Here is an 18,955-nt window from a genome sequence, read left to right on the forward strand (position 1 = left end):
TATCGACATGAACCGTACATACTGTCATTGTTGATTAAACGCGTGTTGCCGCGAAGGAGCTACACCATGAAAAAGACACTCAGTTTTGCCGCTATCCACTTTTCGATCGCCTTTACGGTCGCGTATGTGCTCACCGGCGATATCATTTTAGGTAGCTTAATTGCCATGACCGAGCCAACGGTCAACACGGGTGCCTTTTACCTTCATGAAAAAATCTGGAAACTAAGCCGTCAAGCGCGTCCGGTGATTAAAACCGCCAGCTTTGCGGTGATCCACTTTAACGTCGCTTTCTTGGTCGGCTATTTGATCAGCGGTGATTGGTTAGTCGGTGGTGCATTAGCGCTGGTTGAGCCAAGCATCAATACATTGGCTTACTTTTTCCATGAAAAAATCTGGCAGCGCCGTCATGGGGTAAAACCCGCGCCGGTGCACCTTGGCCACCACCACTAAAACCACACCGGGGATAGTGACGCCGAACAACGCGCAATGATCGCCGCCTTGCCTGTATCGCGATTGAGTTGTGAAAGCCATCTCAGTGAGATAGATTGTCGATAAATCTATTATCCGGAGTGTATTAATGGCTAAGGATTGCCCCCAAAATTTACGCAAGGCTGACTCACACGCCCCTGCGTCCCTCGACGTGCGCTTAATTGCGCCGAGCGATAACCCTGCCATTGCCGATGTCATTCGTCGCGTTTCGGCCGAACATGGTCTTAGTGCCGATGCCGGATTTAGCGTGGCCGATCCCACCCTCGATTATCTCAGCGAACAATATACGCACCCGCATGCCGCCTATTGGGTGATTGAAGCAGATAGAGTGATCCTCGGCGGTGGCGGTGTCGCCCCTTTGCCTGGGCACGATGGTGTGTGTGAACTACAGAAGATGTACTTTCTGCCAGCATTACGCGGCAAAGGCATCGCAAAGCGGTTAGCCGTCAAGGCGATGGATACGGCGCGAGAATGGGGCTATCAGCGCTGCTACCTCGAGACCACCGCCAACCTCACCGCCGCCATTACCTTGTATCAGTCACTCGGTTTTGTGCCGTGTCCTAGGATGGGAAACACCGGTCACGACAGCTGTGAAGTCACCATGATAAAGGTGCTGTAAACAAGTTCAGGCAAATAAAAAGCCACGCGAACGTGGCTTTTTGAGGCTTACTGGTGCGAGTAAATTTACTCGCTTTCTGGGCTTTCTTCGTCTTCATCCGACTCGAAATAGGTACCCCAGCCGTCGTAATCAATGTTGTGCTTATCGGCCAACGCCACCAACTTTTCTACCTGCTCATCAATACGTTCGGCATTCAAGGCGGTTTCCATGACCGCATCAAAGCAAACAATCGTGCCGCCCTCTTCCAGCTCGAGCTCTTCAGCCTCTGCTACCTCAAAGCCCATTTTAAAGGCCTCGACCGCCGCATCTTCCAGCGCCGCAAAGGTATCGGCGCATAAATGGTGCTCAATGGTATATAACGCATCCGGATCACTGCCGTCGGCAAGAAGCTCCTCGATAATCATGCGCGTTTCTTGGTGTTGTTGTTCAATCAGTTCAGCCTGTGACATAAGCGCGACTCCAGAAAATGAATACGGGCGCAATATGGCACGGTTTCGGCAAAAATGCCACGTTCGCTCACCGCAAAGCTGACGATAAAACCGCCAAGTTGATGAATTTTCTGTGACCTTGCTAGTTTGGCGAGATTGTTAGTGATTTGTAACATTGATCTCCCCTCGGAAGGTTGTCATTATTCGACCATCCAAGGAGGACATGAGACACGCCCACCCTGTGCAAACGGCCCGCATTCCCACCTTATCGGTGAGCACACATCCCGGATGTGCAAGGCGCTGTTTGTCTCATTGCCTGGCCCGTATTAAGGAAAAAGAGGACCTACCATGAGTGAGTTTTACGTTGGATCCGAAGTTGGGCAACTGAAGCGCGTTCTGCTTCATCGCCCTGAACGAGCGTTAAACCACCTAACGCCATCTAACTGCCACGATTTGTTGTTTGATGATGTTCTGGCGGTAGAGCGTGCCGGCGAAGAGCATGATATGTTCGCCCGCACACTCACGGATCAAGGCGTGCAGGTGCACTTACTGCACGACTTACTGGTTGAGACATTAGCCGAACCTGATGCCAAGCAATGGCTGCTCGACACCCAGCTCAACCAATACCGTCTTGGCTATCAATTTGCCAACGATGTGCGCGCCTACATGGCCGATATCGACCACAACACGCTCGCGGACATTCTGCTCGGTGGCTTAAGCTATATCGATTTACCCGTGCAATCATCCTCGATGATGCAAGCGATGCACGACAAAACCGACTTCGTGATTGAGCCGCTGCCCAACCATCTGTTTACCCGCGATACCTCCTGCTGGGTGTATGGCGGCGTCTCACTCAACCCAATGGCGAAATCCGCCCGCCAGCGAGAGACCAATCACTTGCGCGCCATTTACCGCTGGCATCCTGAGTTCGCGCAAAGCCAATTTGTCAATTACCTCGGTGATGAGGTCCGCGATTACGACAACGCCGCGATTGAAGGTGGCGACGTGCTGGTCATTGGCCGCGGCGCGGTTTTGATTGGCATGTCCGAGCGCACCACGCCTCAAGGGGTTGAACAGCTAGCGCGTAGCCTACTGTTTAGCGGTCAAGCCAAAGAAGTGATTGCGGTGCAATTACCGAAAAACCGCTCATGCATGCACCTGGATACCGTGATGACCCACATGGATATCCATACTTTCTCAGTCTACCCCACGGTGATGCGCCCTGATTTGCCTTGCTGGCGCTTAACCCGTAAAGGGGAAGACAGCCTTAACGTGGAAGCACAGTCTTGCTACCTCACCGCGATTGAAAAAGCGCTGGATGTCGGCCCGTTAAACATCATTACTACCGGCGGCGACAGCTATGCCGCCGAGCGTGAGCAATGGAACGATGCCAACAACGTGCTGACCGTGCGTCCAGGCGTCGTGATTGGCTACGAAGGCAATACCTACACTAATGAAAAATATGATAAAGCCGGCATTAAAGTGCTCTCTATTCCCGGCGACCAACTCGGTCGAGGCCGAGGCGGTGCACGCTGCATGAGCTGTCCGCTAGAACGCGACGGCATTTAAGCACTCAACACCGCCAGTGCAATGCTGGCGGTTCTCTCCCCACGCTCTTCTCTCCCACCTTTTACCGTCTGCTATCGTGTTTATGGCTTACCCGCACGGCCTACAACATTGATGGTTCTTTTCCCACTCCCTCTCATCGCTTCATTTCACCAATCAATCAGTTACGGTTAAAACTGCCAACATTCATACCGACTGATTACTGGAAATCTCATTCTTTTTCATTAGTGAGTATTTACTCCAATTCCAAAAATGACTAATTTCGAATTAGAGTTTCAGTTTTTTTGTGAACTGTACTCACAGCTCTTTTTATTTGAGATAGCGTGTTTAAAGACAAGCATCGCAAGATACAAAGCGTTAGCCCTAGCTAACGTCAGTTGAAGTACACAAGAGGACATGCGATGAATAAAAAAATACTGATCTCGCTGCTATTCGCCGGCCTTTCTCAGGTTTTCACCCCCGCTTTTGCCGGTAGCGCAGATAACAACGTGGTAGAGATAAAACGCGACACCGCCAAACAGCTCAGCCAAGACTATGCGCAAATTGCCCCAACGCTACAGCGCAATATTAATAGTTATGGCTTAAATGCCCCCTTATCGGCACTGACACAGCCTCAAGCGCACAGCTCACGCAGTAAACGCAGCCTGGATACTCAGCTGCACAGCGCTGACCGTGCATTGCGTGAGGCGCAAGGGGTCGAAGACGTCGCCGACCAACTGCTCGAAGTACGCTTAGCCGACCCAAGCATGCTCGCGCGTTGGCAAGCCGGCCAAGCGCCTTTGTTTGCCTTTGAGCCGGCCGGTGATGAAAAAAGCTGGACCCAAATTGAGGCCTTTGACACCGAGGGCAACACCCTCTGGCTAGACGTCTATCAAATGCCTGACCGTCCTGTTTTGGTTGTCGATACCAATGGCAAAGCCTCCCTCAAAGCTGGCCTAGAAGTGATGCGCCGCACCCTCGCGGAGCAAAATCCTGCGCCACGTGTCCGTCGCAGCGCCCCAATGATGGCGGCGGAGCCACAACCCATTCACACCACAGTGCTGAAAACGATTCGCCTTGAAGATGACCAAGAACCTTGGATCTCAGGCGCGGCGGAAGTGTATGCCATTGTCACCGGCGTGAACCCCAGCCGCGATGAACCGACGCTCGACATTGTCGATATGCCGTATTTGGATTACGACAAAACCACCTATTACCCCAACCAAGTGATGATCCATTGGGATCGTTATCGCTGGGGCGCGGCAGACGTGATCTTAATGGAGCAAGACGACGGCACCAACTACAAAGAGCTGGCGCTGAAACTTAACGAGGTGGCGAGTGATATCCTAGCCGCGATCCCCGACTTGGAAGCGCAAGCCTATGGCGTGGTCACGCAAATCACCGGAAAAATCATCGAAGCCATCCCCGACGGCTGGCTGACCAACGATGATGACTTTGTTGATGTGTACTACACCCTGCTTAAAGGCCGTGCATACCCAGACCAATACGGCGCCGGCGGCAATGCCATGGCGACCTGGGAGCCACTGACCATTGAGCCGACTCAATAACACAGGCTTGGTTTCATTGAGTGAGATAAACAAAACGCAGCCGTGGGGCTGCGTTTTTTCACTGTGACTTTACTGCCCTGGATCTCTATTACTCGTTCCCACGCTCCTGCGTGGGAATGCATACTGAGCTCGACCCCTGAACAGAAGTCGTGACAAAATCATCAGGCCGCACTTGTCGAGTTTGGTTACTCTGCATTTGCCATTAAAGAAGCTTGCTCATTTCTGGCACACCGTCGGCTTGCGTTAGCAAGTATGCACACTCTGTTTGGATGAGTGACACACACAGCTTTATGTGTTCACGTTCCCCATCGTCGATTCCTTGAGCTTCGGTAAGGTCAACCGCTTCCTTCAGCGCATTTTTTATAGCACCAACGGTTTCTACCATTATGGCCGCCATTTTGGTGCCTGAATAACCCAGCAGAGCGCCGAATTCAGCTAAATCATAGCTGGTGATAGGACGTTGGAAGTTGCCTTTCGGCGGATTTTGAAAGTCTTCACTTTCCCAATCGCCAATCGACATTGCAAAATATTGAGGGATACTGGCGGCCCGCCCCTCATCAGCAGACAATTTACCGCTTCGCGAATTGCGCTTTGCTCCCTCTTGAGCAATAGCTTCTATGTTCACTAAATCATAAAAAGGAGTCAGCTCTAGGCCTTTAGGGGTGACGAAGAAGCTAATATTTTTACCATGAGCATCATAGTTTAGCGTTGCGAGATTAAAGAGCATCCATTGGGTAAGTTTTAGATTGGTGGTTACCGTGTCTATGGTTTTGACGCTCAGTAGACGCGGGAAAGAAACGCCATCACGCATATACACGCCATCGCCTTCATCCCCATTCTGACGCTCGTATTTGTAGCCTGGAGGTAAGTCAGTTGCCTGACAACCATCAATCACATGCTTTCGTTGAACGACATCACGAGTCGCGATATAGGCTCGATCGAACCGCTCTATGCTCAGTGTCCTCGTCTTCCCAATGCGAGTTAACTCAACATTAGCGACGTCCAAACCAGCTAGCTTGGCTAATGTCATGCAGAAGAACTCATTAACAGCAATACACTGTGCTTTACCGCTTTCAAACTTCAGAATGTAGTTTGAACTTAATTTGCCTTCCCCAAACCCCCATTCATCGCCGCGCTTAAGTACGTTTAACTTATTTTGCACACCTGCAACCGAAAGGCGAACCTTGCCATCCCAATAAACCAATGGCGCTAAGTTACGCTCTAATCGGTCTACCAACGCCTCATTAGGTACAGGTCTAAAGCTGGTTTCTTGAGGCTCCGAACCTGGCACTCGAAAAGATAATGCACCAGATGTTTCCGCACCAAGCTTACGAATTAGTCCGAACGTGTTGCTTTTGGAGATGGTGGTGTTTTGTATCATTTCCTCAAAGGCTTCTCCTTCAGGAAGGAGGTTTCTAAGATAGTTCTCGATACTGCGTGGCGAAGCCTGATCAACGAAAGGGATGTGTTGTGAAATCGGGAACCCCGTGTGTTTCCATTCATATTCATAGATGAATGAGAACTCTGTTTCTGTTCCGACGGGGAGAATCAAACGGCCAATTTTGGTATTCGTACCGATAAATACATCTAACTGTTGTAACTTACTCATACCAACCGTCCTCACTGCTTATCACGCTGTTTTCCGCTTGGGAGATTATTTGGCTATGTGGACGAGCAAATAGGTTTAGGTCGATAAGGCGTAAAGACAACCCTAAGATGTCCATGAGGACAAGTACATTGGCAAAGGTGACACTGGTATCGCCTTTTTCTATCTTCATGACTGTTCTGCGAGATAAATTGGCTTTTGAAGCGAGATCATCAATACGCCAGCCTCTATCGGTGCGCTTTGAGCGAATAGCGCTCCCCAGCGTTTCCATACTGAACTCGGTATTCAAATCAGGCATAGGTTGTGCCTTTACCATCTTGCCTTTTTTCATAAGTGCCTTTTAGTGTACTTTTGTCACTTTTAAGTTCGCCTCATCATATAAGTTCACTATAACTCACTTTTGTCGTGAATGTATAAGAACTTATCTAAAAGTGTAATTTAAGTTACTTATGTTTGGTTTGCGAGTTCAATCTATCTTTGTGCTCTATGGGAGAGATTTATCCGCCAGAAGGACACATTTGGCAACAGCGTAGTATTCGAATTAGTATTGGGAGAAGATAGGGAAGAGTGCGTGATCGGGGCTTACCTGACCCATTACCTGACCCAAAATCGTCAGGTACAAAAAAAGGTTAGTAAACACTACGCTTACTAACCTTCTAGAATCTGGTGGCCCCTCCCAGACTTGAACTGGGGACCAATCGATTATGAGTCGACTGCTCTAACCACTGAGCTAAGGGGCCGAGTGGATTGGGATTATAGGGGAAGGCAAACAGGGTGTCTAGTTGTAAGGGGGGTCAATTCAGTATGGTTTTTGAGCACTTAGCGCAGTGGTGGCAAAACAAGCGCCGCCAGTGTGACGGCACTCATGCTTTGCTTACTGAGTTGTGTGACACCACTTACTGCATGGCGGGGTCTTCGCTGTTGTCATCGGCGGGCCAGGTTTCTTCTTCCGGTGGCCAGGCGCTGTTGTCGTCTTCTGGTATTGGCTGGGTGTCGCAATCCGTGCCACCTTCAGGGCAAGTCACCGCTGGCTGGCCGTCTGCAGGCTGCATCGGCTCGTCATTCGCCATTGCCGGGCCCGCTAGGCCAACTATCATCATCAGTGCGCTCAGAGTCAGTGCTTGGTTGTGTGTTTTCATGGTGTTCTCCTTCCTAATAGTGTCGTTGCCCTTGAGGACAGAAACACTATCTCGCACTCGCCGCACTGCCCTGTCATTCCCTCGCTATAAGGCGGTAAAAGGATTGTGTCGTTTGTCGCCAATTTATCAGCATTGTCAGTCCTTGATTAAATCCCCCTCCTGCGGTCAGAAAACCTTCAAAACGGTGTGTTAATGGTTAATTGATGGCCTTTACGCTCGGATTTGTCGCTTGCATCTTGCTGACACGCGCTTTACCATAAAAGAATAATTAAACACAAATATCGATTTAATATTCAATTAGGCGGGTAATTTAGGAATAAATATGAAAAGCGACCTCTACCAGCAATCACTGCTCACCTTACTCGACTTGTCACCTCAGCAAATCCACGATCTGATTGATGATGCCGCCGCCCTTAAAGCGGCCAAAGCCCGTGGTGAGGAAACCCCACAGCTGACGGGCAAAAACATTGCCCTGATTTTTGAGAAAACCTCAACCCGCACCCGCTGTGCGTTTGAAGTGGCGGCGTTTGATCAAGGCGCACAAGTCACGTATCTCGGCCCCAGCGGCAGCCAAATTGGCCATAAAGAGACCATGAAGGACACCGCGCGGGTGTTAGGGAGAATGTACGATGGCATTCAGTATCGTGGGTTTGGTCAAGAGGTGGTGGAAACCTTAGCCGCCCATGCTGGTGTGCCGGTGTGGAATGGCCTTACCGATGACTTTCACCCCACTCAAGTGCTGGCGGATTTACTCACCATGCAAGCGCACAGTGACAAGCCGCTCAATCAAATCGCCTTTGCGTATTTGGGTGATGCGCGCAATAACATGGGCAATTCGTTGATGGTGGGCGCGGCCAAAATGGGGATGGATTTACGCTTGATTGGTCCTAAAGCCTATTGGCCTGAGGCGGATTTGATTGCCACCTGCCAAGATATTGCCGCCAGTACTGGAGCAACGATCACACTCACGGAAGATACGGCGGCGGTGAAAGGCTGTGATTTTATTTATACCGATATCTGGGTGTCGATGGGCGAGCCAGAATCGGTTTGGGCGCAGCGGGTGGCAGATCTCACGCCTTATCAAGTCAACCCCGATTTGATGGCCGCTACCGAGAACTCAGATGCCAAGTTCATGCACTGCTTGCCCGCGTTTCATAATGACGAGACCGGCGTGGGTAAACAAATTGCCGATCAATACGGGCTCAATGGCCTGGAAGTGACCGACGCGGTATTTGAATCAGCGCAATCGATCGTCTTTGATCAAGCCGAGAACCGCCTCCATACCATCAAGGCTGTGATGATTGCCACACTCGTCAAAGCAAGCGCGTAAACGATTGCACTTTTGCTTGCACAGCACAAATAGGGGCGTATAATTCGGCCAGATTTCACTACACGGCCAGAAGTTATGTTGGTTATTCCACCCACAAACAGCGATTTATCCGCCCCATCGCGGGACGGCATTCGCATTGGTCGTGATCGTAAAAGCCTCCGTTTCGGAGGTTTTTTTTTGCCTGTAGCACACTGCAAAGAAAGGGACTCGCGTTATGGCCAATACGCTTTATCACAAACATATTATTTCCATTCCCGAGCTCAGCCGCGACGAGCTAGAGTTAATCGTTGCCACGGCGGGCGAACTTAAAGCCCGCCCGAACCCGACGCTGTTAAAAAATAAAGTGATTGCTAGCTGCTTTTTTGAAGCGTCAACCCGCACGCGGTTGTCCTTTGAAACCGCGATTCAGCGCCTTGGCGGCTCGGTAATTGGCTTTCCCGACGGCGGCAATACCTCGTCAGGCAAAAAAGGCGAAACCTTGGCCGATTCGGTCCGTGTGATTTCTTCTTACGTTGATGGCTTTGTCATGCGTCACCCAAAAGAAGGCGCTGCGCGATTAGCGTCTGAGTTTTCTGAAGGCGTGCCGGTGGTGAACGGTGGCGACGGCGCGAATCAGCACCCGACCCAAACCTTGCTCGATTTGTTCTCGATTTACGAAACCCAGGGCCGCTTGGATAACTTAAATATCGCCATGGTGGGGGATCTCAAATATGGCCGTACCGTGCATTCGCTGACCCAGGCGTTATCAAAGTTTGAGGGCAACCGCTTCTTTTACATCGCCCCGGATGCACTCGCCATGCCAGAGCACCTGCTTGATGAGCTTGCCGCGGGCGGCCACCCTTATAGCCTACACAGTAGCATTAGCGATGTGGTGCCTGAGTTAGATGTACTTTACATGACACGGGTGCAAAAAGAGCGCTTTGATGAGTCAGAATACGCCCACATTAAATCAGCGTTTATTTTAAGTGCCGGCATGCTGCGTGATGCCAAGCCGAATATGAAGGTGATGCATCCGCTGCCACGCGTGGATGAAATTACCGTTGATGTCGATAAAACCCCGCACGCGTATTACTTTGAGCAAGCAGAAAATGGGGTGTATGCCCGAGAGGCTCTACTCGCGCTGGTGTTAAATGAACAGGTTGAAGGAGTTGCAAAATGAGCACGGATAATAAACTACAAGTCGAAGCGATCTGCCACGGCACTGTGATTGATCATATCCCCGCGCACATTGGCTTTAAGATCTTAAACCTGTTTCAAATGCATGGTAGCGATCAGCGGATCACCATTGGTTTGAATCTGCCTTCGTCGGCGCTCGGCAGTAAAGATTTGATCAAAATCGAGAACGTGGTGATCAGCGAAGATCAAGCCAGTCAGCTTGCCCTGTACGCGCCACAGGCAACGGTGAATCAAATTGAAGATTATCAAGTGGTCGCCAAGCTGCCGCTGACATTGCCTGAGGTAATTCAAGGGGTGTTTAGCTGCCCAAACTCTAACTGCATTACCCATGGCGAGCCGGCTGTCGATAGCTCATTCCGAGTGCTCACGGAGGCCGACGATGTGAAGCTCTGCTGCAAGTACTGTGAGAAGGTATTCTCACGCGAGATCATGACCGAGCGTCACTAGTCCTCGCTGTCTAGCCCTAGTGCGAGGGTGCTCGGTTGCGGGCGCGCTTGCACTGCGCCTGCCGCGCGCGTAACACATAAAAAAAACCAGCATCGAGGTGCTGGTTTTTTGTCATCGTTTAACCTGCCAAGTGGTTATTTCACCACGGTAAGCGTCGGCTTGCCTTTTTTACTCGGCGCCGCTGGCGCTTCTGGTTCGTCATCGGCCTGTGGCAGTGCGTCTGGATCGTCAACACTGTCAACAGAGACAAGCGATGGCTCGTCCTCTTCGGTCGGTGCCGGCTCGAACGTCTCGTCCTCGAACATCTCGTCATCAGCGTTGGCGTAGGCAGGCTCCATTTCAAACATGGTCCCGGCGCCATTTTCACGCGCATACAGTGCAAGCACGGCTGCCATTGGCACCATCACTTGCTGCGGTTTACCGCCAAAGCGCGCGTTAAAACACACATGCTCGTTACTGAGTTCAAGATTACCGACTGCTCGCGGGGCGATGTTCAGTACAATTTGCCCGTCTTTAACGTAATCAAACGGTACTTGCGTTCCTGGTAAGGTCGCATCGACCACAATGTGTGGCGTGAGATCGTTGTCCAGTAACCAGTCGTAAAACGCCCGAACCAAATAAGGACGGCGCGGTGTCATGGCAAATTCAGATGTAGACATTATTGACCTGTTAGTCGCATTTCACGTTCAGCTTCTGTCAGTGAGGCGAGAAACGAATCACGCTCAAACAGACGCGTCATGTAGTCTTTGACTTGCTTCGAGCCCTGACCGGTCAGTTCGATACCCAGTGCAGGTAAACGCCATAAAAGTGGCGCTAAGTAGCAATCAACAAGGCTAAATTCTTCACTTAAGAAGTAAGGATCTTCGGCAAAGACAGGCGCCAGAGCCAGGAGCTCTTCACGTAATTGCTTACGGGCTTTATCCGCCTCATCCGCACTGCCCTGCATGATCTGATCCACCAAGGTATACCAGTTACGCTTAATGCGATACATCATCAAGCGGCTTTGTGCACGCGCGACAGGATAAACCGGCATCAATGGCGGGTGAGGGAAACGCTCATCCAAGTATTCCATGATGATGTCTGCGTTATACAGCGCTAACTCACGGTCAATCAAGGTTGGAACAGAGTTATAAGGATTTAAGTCAACCAGATCTTCTGGCAGATTATTCGGATCCACCAGCTCGATTTCTACACTGACACCTTTCTCTGCGAGGACGATGCGTACCTGATGACTATATAAATCAGATGCGTCAGAGAATAACGTCATCACCGAGCGTTTATTGGCAGCAACAGCCATCAACCCCTCCAGGATGTTCAATATCAATAGAAAGCAATGGGGACTACAAGTCCCCATTGCGGATTAGCAACACACTAGATTAACCGATCAGTGCACATCGCGCCAATATTCTTTCTTGAGGAAGTAAGCCAAAATCAAGAATACCACGAAGAAACCGATCACCCACCAACCGAGTTGCTGGCGCTCAAGCTTCACCGGCTCACCGGAATACTCGAGGAAATTGACCAAGTCTCGGACGGCATTATCATACTCGCCCTTACTCAGCTCGCCGTTACCGTCAGACTTCAGACCGACAAATTCCTCAACCGGCTCACCATCCACCATGCGTGTTTCGTAAACCTTACGAGGCGTGCCTTGAAGCTCTTCAAGCACATGCGGCATGCCCACGTTAGGGAATACCGTATTGTTCACGCCAAACGGACGCGATGGGTCAACATAGAATGAACGCAGATAGGTATAGATCCAGTCAGTACCACGTACACGCGCGACCAGCGTCAAGTCAGGCGCTGGCGCACCGAAGTACTGTGCACCCGACTCTTGACTCATGGCGTTAGTCATTAACTCACCATAGTCCGCATTCTTGTCGACAATCAGGTGTTCTTCCATCAAGTCTTGTGGAATGTTCAGATCTTCTGCGACACGCTGATAGCGCTGATACTGCGTGGCATGACAGCCGAAGCAGTAGTTCATGAACATTTTTGCGCCACGTTGCAATGAGGCTTTATCCGTTAAATCGTTGTTGGCGTCGTCCAAGTGAACGTTACCGCCCGCGGCCATTGCCAAAGAGGGCAACAGCGCGCACAAGATTACAATCCATTTTCTCATTTGAATGTCACCCTCTCTGGTAGCGGTTTTGTTGCCTCATTTTTGCTGTAGAAGAACAACAGCACAAAGAACATGAAGTAACAGAAGCTGAAGATCTGCGCCAGCAAGGTGTACGTTGGAGTCGCTGGCAACGCGCCCAGAATGCCGAGAGCTACAAACGCAATCACAAATTGCACAATGTTTGCCAAGTGCAGTTTGCTACGGTAGCGATACGAACGCACGCGACAACGATCTAACCATGGCAACAAGAACAGCACCACAATCGACGCACCCATGGCGATAACACCAATCAGCTTGTCAGGAATCGCACGCAAAATTGCATAGAAGGGCGTGAAGTACCAAACCGGAGCAATATGCTCAGGGGTCTTCAGCGGGTTCGCGGCCTCAAAGTTCGGTGGCTCAAGGAAGTAACCGCCCATCTCAGGGTTAAAGAAAATCACATACGCGAACAAGATACCAAACACACCCACGCCAATGAGATCTTTCACCGTGCCGTATGGATGGAAAGGAATCGAGTCGATGATCTTATATTTTTTGGTGTAATCAGGGTGGAACGTAAACTGTGACTGCTGGCCATCGTCATCCGCTTCGCCTTTAGGCAGTTTGGTGTCGATACCATCTGGGTTGTTAGAGCCCACTTCGTGCAACGCTAGCACGTGCAACGCGACTAACAACAGCAAGACAATCGGCAAGGCTACCACGTGAAGCGCAAAGAAGCGGTTCAAGGTTGCGCCTGATACCACGTAATCACCGCGGATCCAAAGCGTTAAGTCATCACCAATCACAGGAATCGCACCAAACAAGGAGATGATAACCTGTGCCCCCCAGTAAGACATCTGTCCCCATGGCAGCAGGTAGCCCATAAAGGCTTCTGCCATTAACACCAAGAAGATCAGCATCCCAAACAGCCACAGTAGCTCACGCGGCTTCTGGTACGAGCCATAAATGAGGCCGCGGAACATGTGCAGGTACACCACCACGAAGAACGCCGAGGCCCCAGTGGAGTGCATATATCGGAGCAGCCAACCGTACTCGACATCACGCATGATGTATTCAACAGAGGCAAACGCACCTTCCGCTGAAGGGTTGTAGTTCATGGTTAGCCAAATCCCGGTAACAATTTGGTTAACCAGAACAATCATCGCGAGCACACCAAACATATACCAGAAGTTAAAGTTCTTCGGCATTGGGTACTCGGTCATGTGCTTGCGATACGCATTCATCGCGGGAAGGCGTTTCTCAATCCAGTTAGCAAAACTTTCCATTACGCAGCCCCCTCATCTTGTCCCACCAGCACTCGCTTGTCGTCCAAGTACATATAAGGTGGAACGACCAGGTTAAGTGGTGCAGGTACGCCTTGAAAGACACGTCCAGCCATGTCAAATTTTGACCCATGACACGGACAAAAGAACCCGGCTTTCACTCCACTCACTTGCTCACTGAAGCTGTCTGGTAGATAGGTTGGTGAACAACCAAGATGGGTGCATATACCAACCGCGACAAAAATTTCAGGTTTAATAGAGCGGAGCTGGTTGGTTGCATATTCCGGTTGTTGCGGCTGTGCTGATTGCGGATCGCGCAATTGGTCTTCAAAGCTTGAAAGCTCCTCAACCACGGCGTCGCTACGGCGCACAATCCACACAGGTTTTCCTCGCCACTCGACACGGATCATTTGTCCGTCTTGCAGCTTACTGATATCGACTTCGACCGGCGCGCCCGCCGCTTTGGCTTTCGCGCTTGGGTTCCATGACTTAATAAAAGGCACGGCAACTGCTACGGCCCCTAAACCGCCAACAACTGACGTCGTCGCAGTCAGGAAGCGGCGTCGGCCGGTATTCACTGGCGCATTGCTCATCCAACATTCTCCCATGTGCTCCCGCTTGGATTTTTATTTTGTCCTTTGCGTCCATGGAGCGTACGGCTTACTTAAAAACGAATATGTAATAACGGCTGACTGGGATCAGTTCGATTAAATCTTAGCTGCTATTACGTCGGCTAGATGATAGAGAAAACCCTACTTTTTGACAAGATAAAGCTACCTTTTTGTAACAAATGTGAGCGGTGTGCACAGAATTATGTAAAGGGTAATAAAAATGTTGGAAAGTGCGCGCTTATACACTGTTTTAAAAGGGAATAAAGAGGTAATGCCCTACCTTTTTACATCAGAAAAAATTGCATAAAAAAAGCCTGGCGTGAACACCAGGCTTTTTGTAGCAAATCTGACGATAACGTCGATTAACGCTTCGAGAACTGCGGGCTACGACGTGCTTTACGAAGACCCACTTTCTTACGCTCAACTTTACGCGCATCACGCGTCACAAAGCCAGCTGCACGTAGTGCAGGACGTAGTGACTCGTCATACTCCATCAAGGCACGAGTAATGCCGTGACGGATTGCGCCTGCTTGACCAGAGATACCACCACCAGAAACGGTGATGTACAGGTCAAGCTTCTCAGTCATTTCTACCAGCTCAAGTGGCTGACGAACAACCATGCGAGCGGTTTCACGACCGAAGTAAGTGTCGAGAGAACGCTTGTTGATCTCGATGTTGCCGCTACCCGGCTTGATGAAGACACGAGCTGCGGAGCTTTTGCGACGGCCGGTGCCGTAGTATTGTTCTGCCATTGCTTTATTCCTCTTAGATGTCTAGTACTTGCGGTTGTTGTGCCGCGTGCTTGTGCTCAGAACCTGCGTAAACTTTCAGTTTACGGTACATAGCACGACCTAGAGGACCGCGTGGCAACATACCTTTAACGGCTTTTTCAATCACCAGCTCAGGTTTTTGCGCGATCAGTTTTTCAAAGCTGATTGACTTGATGCCACCAATGTAGCCAGTGTGGCTGTAGTACATCTTGTCAGATTTTTTGCGGCCAGTTACAGCCACTTTTTCAGCGTTGATAACAACAATGTAGTCACCAGTGTCAACGTGAGGCGTGTACTCTGGCTTGTGCTTGCCACGCAGACGCGTTGCAATTTCAGTGGCCAGACGGCCTAGCGTTTTGCCTTCAGCGTCTACAACGAACCAGTCGCGTTTTACAGTTTCTGGTTTAGCAACGAAAGTTTTCATGCTAATAATTACCCGATTAATAAGTTTCACTTCAGGAGCCTAAGCTCCCACTGTTAAGCGTCCATACATCACCCCTTCGAGTGGTGGTACACCCGGCCAAAGCCTTTCAACAGTAACGGTGGGTCGCGAGATTATAGGGAAGAGTGGAGAAAAAATCACCTCCTTTTCGCAAAAAAATTCCGCCGTTTTTCTCAGTTGGTTATTGTTTGACTGTTCGCCAGCAGACAGCCTTAGGGCAAATGAGGCAATGCGAGATAGTCATGGCTTTGCATTTCAATCAGGCGTGACTGGCAACGCTTAAACTCAAACGCTAAACGGTCGCCATCATAGAGGCTATCGAGTGGCACCGCCGCTGAAATAATGAGTTTGACGCTACGCTCATAAAACTCGTCTACCAGCGCAATAAACCGACGCGCAGCATCGTCTTGTGTACTGTGTAATTGCGGCATGTCAGCGACTAATACCGTGTGATAAAGCCGCGCAATTTCCATGTAGTCGGTTTGACTGCGAGCGGACTGACACAGCTCAGCAAAACTAAAATGCGCCACGCCATCGCCATTTTCAATGGTATGTAGCGGGCGGTTATTTACGTCTATCACTTGGTCGCGCTGCCCCCCTTCCCCATTGAGTTTTTTGAAATACGCCTGCATCGTCTCGGTAGCAGTATCGCCAAGCGGGTGATAAAAAATAGCCGCTTGGGTCAGAGTACGCAGGCGATAATCAACGCCTGAGTCAACATTGACTACCTCACAGTGCTGGTTGATTAAATCAATGGCGGGCATAAAGCGTGCGCGCTGTAACCCGTTCCAATACAGTTCATCAGGCACGATATTTGAGGTCGCGACCAAGGTGATCCCGCGGGCAAATAGCGCTTCCATCAGGGTCCCTAAGATCATGGCATCGGTAATGTCCGAGACAAAGAATTCGTCAAAACACAGCACGCGGGTTTCTTGTGCAAACTTATCGGCGATTTGCGGCAATGGATCCGCTTCGCCATCCAGTATTCTTAGCTCTTGATGTACCCGATGCATAAAGCGATGAAAGTGCATGCGCATTTTGTTATCAAAAGGGAGTGCATGAAAAAACGTATCCATTAAATAGGTTTTCCCGCGTCCCACACCGCCCCAAAAGTATAGGCCTTTTACTGGGGTTACAGAGGCCGGTTCGCGCTTTCGCCAAGGCAACCAGCTGCGCTTTTCCGGCGTAGTGGAGGTGATGGGATGAGCGAGTAAACGGTGGTAGAGCTCATCGAGTTTCTCGACCGCCATACGTTGCGCGGGGTCTTCGATAAAATGGTGGTGGGTCAGATCGTTATTATAATGTTCTAAGGGCGTCATTCCTTGAAAGCCTCGTTGGTTATCGCCATCGTTTTCATAGTAACACGCGAGCGAGAAAGAGAAATACGCGCGTATAGGAGTACCACGTTCGCGATCTGGCATGTATAGTGAACACACGTTTCATCTTGCTAAGCCACCAGCAGATGTACGATATTATTATACGTAGGCAAGTGATTTCGCTTGCCCTGACTGACTCCCGGATACCCAGGGTGTTCAGTCAATGTGAGAGCACAAGGAGCAGTTATGGCCTGGATTAATAGCCTGATCTTTCTCGTCATCGGTATCGCGGTGGGCTTTTTTATTGCCCGTCTGACCACGCGCGATCTCAAACAACAAAAAAATATGAAAAGGGAGCTAGAAAAGTCACGTTACGAGCTCGAGCAATACCGCCAAGAGTTGGTGGATCACTTTGCGCAAAGTGCTGAACTGCTTGATACCTTATCGAAAGACTACAATAAGCTCTATCAACATATGGCCAAGACATCGTCGGATCTGATGCCTGACTTGCCCGACCAAGATAATCCCTTTGCCAAGCGTCTAGGGAAAATCACCAACCTGGAAGTAGACACCGCCAGTCATCCACCTCGTGACTATTCTGGCAGCGCCTCGGGCTTGTTAAAAAGCGACGAAGGCTCGCGCGCCAGCTGATCGAGGATTGAACTTTTTCAGATTGCCCCCACTCTCAATTGGTACGTCGACAATTGGAGTTAACCCATGATGAAAAAGTCTTTACTCGCAATTAGCGTCGCCGCGCTGACTCTTGGCGCGGCCTTTTCTCCTCTACCGAGCTATGCCGCCTTGCCTCAAGCGGTTAGCGGTGAAGCCATGCCCAGTTTGGCGCCAATGTTGGAAAAAGTCTCACCAGCCGTGGTCAGTATTGCGGTGGAAGGCAACAAGGTGTCTAAGCAACGTATTCCTGATGCATTTCGGTTTTTCTTTGGTCCCAATGCCCCCTCTGAGCAAGTCCAAGAGCGCCCTTTTCGTGGTTTGGGATCAGGGGTGATTATTGATGCCGATAAAGGTTATATCGTGACCAACCATCATGTGATTGATGATGCGGATGAGATCCGTGTCCAACTCAAAGATGGCCGCGAATACGATGCGACCCTGATCGGCAGCGACGAAATGTCTGATATTGCCTTGTTGCAGCTCGATGAAGATGCGAAAGATCTGACGCAAATTCCACTCGCTGATTCGGATCGTTTACGTGTTGGTGACTTTGCCGTTGCGATTGGTAACCCATTCGGGCTCGGACAAACTGTCACCTCGGGGATCATCTCAGCACTGGGGCGCAGTGGTTTGAACCTAGAAAACTTCGAGAACTTTATTCAAACCGATGCGGCGATCAACAGTGGCAACTCCGGCGGCGCGCTGGTCAATCTCAATGGTGAACTGATGGGGATCAACACCGCGATTTTGGGCCCGAACGGCGGCAATGTCGGGATTGGCTTTGCGATACCGGTGAATATGGCGAAAAGCTTGGTCGACCAAATCATCGAATATGGCTCGGTACGACGCGGCATGCTTGGCGTGACTGGCCGGGAATTGACCGCCGAGTTAGCCGATGCCTTTGGGCTCGCCACCCAGCACGGCGCCTTTGTTAGTCAGGTAATGCCTGAATCTGCCGCTGACGATGCCGGGCTCAAAGCCGGTGACATTATTGTCTCTGTCAACGGTAAGAGTATTCGCAGCTTTAGTGAGTTACGCGCCAAAATTGCGACGTTAGGGGCAGGTAAAACCGTTGCGCTCGGCGTAATTCGTGACGGTGAAAGTCTCGAGATGGAAACAACCCTTAAAGAAGCAGCTCAAACGCAAACCAAAGCGGATAACCTGCACAAAGCTTTGGCTGGCGCAGAGTTGAAAAACCATGATGCGAAACCAGCAGGTGTCGAAGTTGCCACGATTGAAGAAGGCTCGCTTGCCGCTCGATATGGACTACGCGCGGGCGATGTCATTATTGGCGTCAATCGACACAAAGTAGAGAGCTTGGGCGATCTGCGCAAGCTGCTCGAGGATAAACCGGGTGTGCTCGCCCTTAATATTGTGCGTGATAACAGCTCGCTTTATCTCGTGATTCGATAA

The 18,955-nt window shown here is 50.4% G+C and carries 21 protein-coding genes and 1 tRNA gene; 9 read left to right on the plus strand and 13 right to left on the minus strand.

The window, feature by feature from the left end:
- Positions 1–66 precede the first annotated feature (66 nt).
- Together BZG78_RS00970 and BZG78_RS00975 are read left to right on the plus strand one after the other, a co-directional pair.
- Complete coding sequence (locus tag BZG78_RS00970; RefSeq protein WP_021022640.1) at positions 67–450, plus strand: DUF2061 domain-containing protein; 384 nt, start codon at positions 67–69, stop codon at positions 448–450.
- A gap of 127 nt (positions 451–577) precedes the next feature.
- On the plus strand, positions 578–1,108 hold the full coding sequence (locus BZG78_RS00975) for a GNAT family N-acetyltransferase (protein ID WP_077660133.1): 531 nt from the start codon (positions 578–580) through the stop codon (positions 1,106–1,108).
- Between the two features lie 65 nt (positions 1,109–1,173).
- Here the strand turns inward: BZG78_RS00975 and rraB are convergent, their stop codons facing one another.
- Entirely contained in the window at positions 1,174–1,557 is a 384-nt protein-coding gene (gene rraB, locus BZG78_RS00980) for a ribonuclease E inhibitor RraB (RefSeq protein WP_021022642.1), read from the minus strand.
- A gap of 327 nt (positions 1,558–1,884) precedes the next feature.
- On the opposite strand from rraB, the gene arcA reads away from it, so the two are divergent.
- Entirely contained in the window at positions 1,885–3,105 is a 1,221-nt protein-coding gene (gene arcA / locus BZG78_RS00985) for an arginine deiminase (RefSeq protein WP_021022643.1), read from the plus strand.
- A 398-nt stretch (positions 3,106–3,503) separates the two neighbouring features.
- Entirely contained in the window at positions 3,504–4,649 is a 1,146-nt protein-coding gene (locus tag BZG78_RS00990) for a DUF3103 family protein (RefSeq protein ID WP_077660134.1), read from the plus strand.
- Between the two features lie 202 nt (positions 4,650–4,851).
- Here the strand turns inward: BZG78_RS00990 and BZG78_RS00995 are convergent, their stop codons facing one another.
- The 4 genes from BZG78_RS00995 to BZG78_RS01010 all read right to left on the minus strand — a co-directional run bounded on the left by BZG78_RS00995 (position 4,852) and on the right by BZG78_RS01010 (position 7,394).
- Entirely contained in the window at positions 4,852–6,258 is a 1,407-nt protein-coding gene (locus BZG78_RS00995) for a HipA domain-containing protein (RefSeq protein ID WP_077660135.1), read from the minus strand.
- Positions 6,251–6,586: a helix-turn-helix domain-containing protein gene (locus BZG78_RS01000; protein WP_077660136.1), complete on the minus strand. Its 336-nt coding sequence runs from the start codon at positions 6,584–6,586 to the stop codon at positions 6,251–6,253. The genes BZG78_RS00995 and BZG78_RS01000 overlap by 8 nt, the downstream gene beginning before the upstream one ends.
- 333 nt (positions 6,587–6,919) lie before the next feature.
- Positions 6,920–6,995: transfer RNA gene (locus BZG78_RS01005), tRNA-Ile, on the minus strand.
- A 156-nt stretch (positions 6,996–7,151) separates the two neighbouring features.
- Positions 7,152–7,394, minus strand: a complete 243-nt coding sequence (locus BZG78_RS01010; RefSeq protein ID WP_021022648.1) for a hypothetical protein — start codon at positions 7,392–7,394, stop codon at positions 7,152–7,154.
- Between the two features lie 322 nt (positions 7,395–7,716).
- Here BZG78_RS01010 and argF point away from each other — a divergent pair, with 322 nt between their 5' ends.
- From argF to pyrI, 3 genes are all read left to right on the plus strand, one after another.
- Positions 7,717–8,724 (plus strand): ornithine carbamoyltransferase, encoded by a 1,008-nt coding sequence (gene argF / locus BZG78_RS01015; protein WP_077660137.1) that lies wholly within the window; start codon positions 7,717–7,719, stop codon positions 8,722–8,724.
- Between the two features lie 214 nt (positions 8,725–8,938).
- A complete protein-coding gene (gene pyrB / locus BZG78_RS01020; RefSeq protein ID WP_021022650.1) occupies positions 8,939–9,883 on the plus strand; it encodes an aspartate carbamoyltransferase in 945 nt (314 codons plus the stop codon).
- Positions 9,880–10,347 (plus strand): aspartate carbamoyltransferase regulatory subunit, encoded by a 468-nt coding sequence (pyrI, locus tag BZG78_RS01025; protein ID WP_021022651.1) that lies wholly within the window; start codon positions 9,880–9,882, stop codon positions 10,345–10,347. The genes pyrB and pyrI overlap by 4 nt, the downstream gene beginning before the upstream one ends.
- Before the next feature lie 134 nt (positions 10,348–10,481).
- Here the strand turns inward: pyrI and sspB are convergent, their stop codons facing one another.
- From sspB to zapE, 8 genes are all read right to left on the minus strand, one after another.
- Positions 10,482–11,006, minus strand: a complete 525-nt coding sequence (sspB, locus tag BZG78_RS01030) for a ClpXP protease specificity-enhancing factor (RefSeq protein ID WP_077459889.1) — start codon at positions 11,004–11,006, stop codon at positions 10,482–10,484.
- Positions 11,006–11,644: a stringent starvation protein SspA gene (gene sspA / locus BZG78_RS01035; RefSeq protein WP_021022653.1), complete on the minus strand. Its 639-nt coding sequence runs from the start codon at positions 11,642–11,644 to the stop codon at positions 11,006–11,008. The genes sspB and sspA overlap by 1 nt, the downstream gene beginning before the upstream one ends.
- Before the next feature lie 87 nt (positions 11,645–11,731).
- Complete coding sequence (locus BZG78_RS01040; protein WP_077660138.1) at positions 11,732–12,469, minus strand: cytochrome c1; 738 nt, start codon at positions 12,467–12,469, stop codon at positions 11,732–11,734.
- Positions 12,466–13,734: a cytochrome bc complex cytochrome b subunit gene (locus BZG78_RS01045; RefSeq protein ID WP_021022655.1), complete on the minus strand. Its 1,269-nt coding sequence runs from the start codon at positions 13,732–13,734 to the stop codon at positions 12,466–12,468. Before BZG78_RS01045 ends, BZG78_RS01040 begins: the two co-directional genes overlap by 4 nt.
- On the minus strand, positions 13,734–14,324 hold the full coding sequence (petA, locus tag BZG78_RS01050; protein WP_021022656.1) for a ubiquinol-cytochrome c reductase iron-sulfur subunit: 591 nt from the start codon (positions 14,322–14,324) through the stop codon (positions 13,734–13,736). The genes BZG78_RS01045 and petA overlap by 1 nt, the downstream gene beginning before the upstream one ends.
- A gap of 380 nt (positions 14,325–14,704) precedes the next feature.
- Positions 14,705–15,094 (minus strand): 30S ribosomal protein S9, encoded by a 390-nt coding sequence (rpsI, locus tag BZG78_RS01055; RefSeq protein ID WP_021022657.1) that lies wholly within the window; start codon positions 15,092–15,094, stop codon positions 14,705–14,707.
- Positions 15,095–15,107: 13 nt separating this feature from the next.
- The gene (gene rplM / locus BZG78_RS01060) at positions 15,108–15,536 is read right to left on the minus strand and encodes a 50S ribosomal protein L13 (RefSeq protein WP_025674468.1); all 429 of its coding nucleotides are present in this window, start codon (positions 15,534–15,536) and stop codon (positions 15,108–15,110) included.
- Between the two features lie 230 nt (positions 15,537–15,766).
- Positions 15,767–16,873 (minus strand): cell division protein ZapE, encoded by a 1,107-nt coding sequence (gene zapE, locus BZG78_RS01065; protein WP_077660169.1) that lies wholly within the window; start codon positions 16,871–16,873, stop codon positions 15,767–15,769.
- A 243-nt stretch (positions 16,874–17,116) separates the two neighbouring features.
- On the opposite strand from zapE, the gene zapG reads away from it, so the two are divergent.
- Positions 17,117–17,521: a Z-ring associated protein ZapG gene (gene zapG, locus BZG78_RS01070; protein ID WP_077660139.1), complete on the plus strand. Its 405-nt coding sequence runs from the start codon at positions 17,117–17,119 to the stop codon at positions 17,519–17,521.
- A gap of 69 nt (positions 17,522–17,590) precedes the next feature.
- Positions 17,591–18,955, plus strand: coding sequence for a Do family serine endopeptidase (locus BZG78_RS01075; RefSeq protein ID WP_108743207.1), 1,365 nt, complete (start codon positions 17,591–17,593; stop codon positions 18,953–18,955).

Source organism: Salinivibrio sp. MA351, from assembly GCF_001996065.1.
Taxonomy (GTDB): Bacteria; Pseudomonadota; Gammaproteobacteria; order Enterobacterales; family Vibrionaceae; genus Salinivibrio; species Salinivibrio costicola.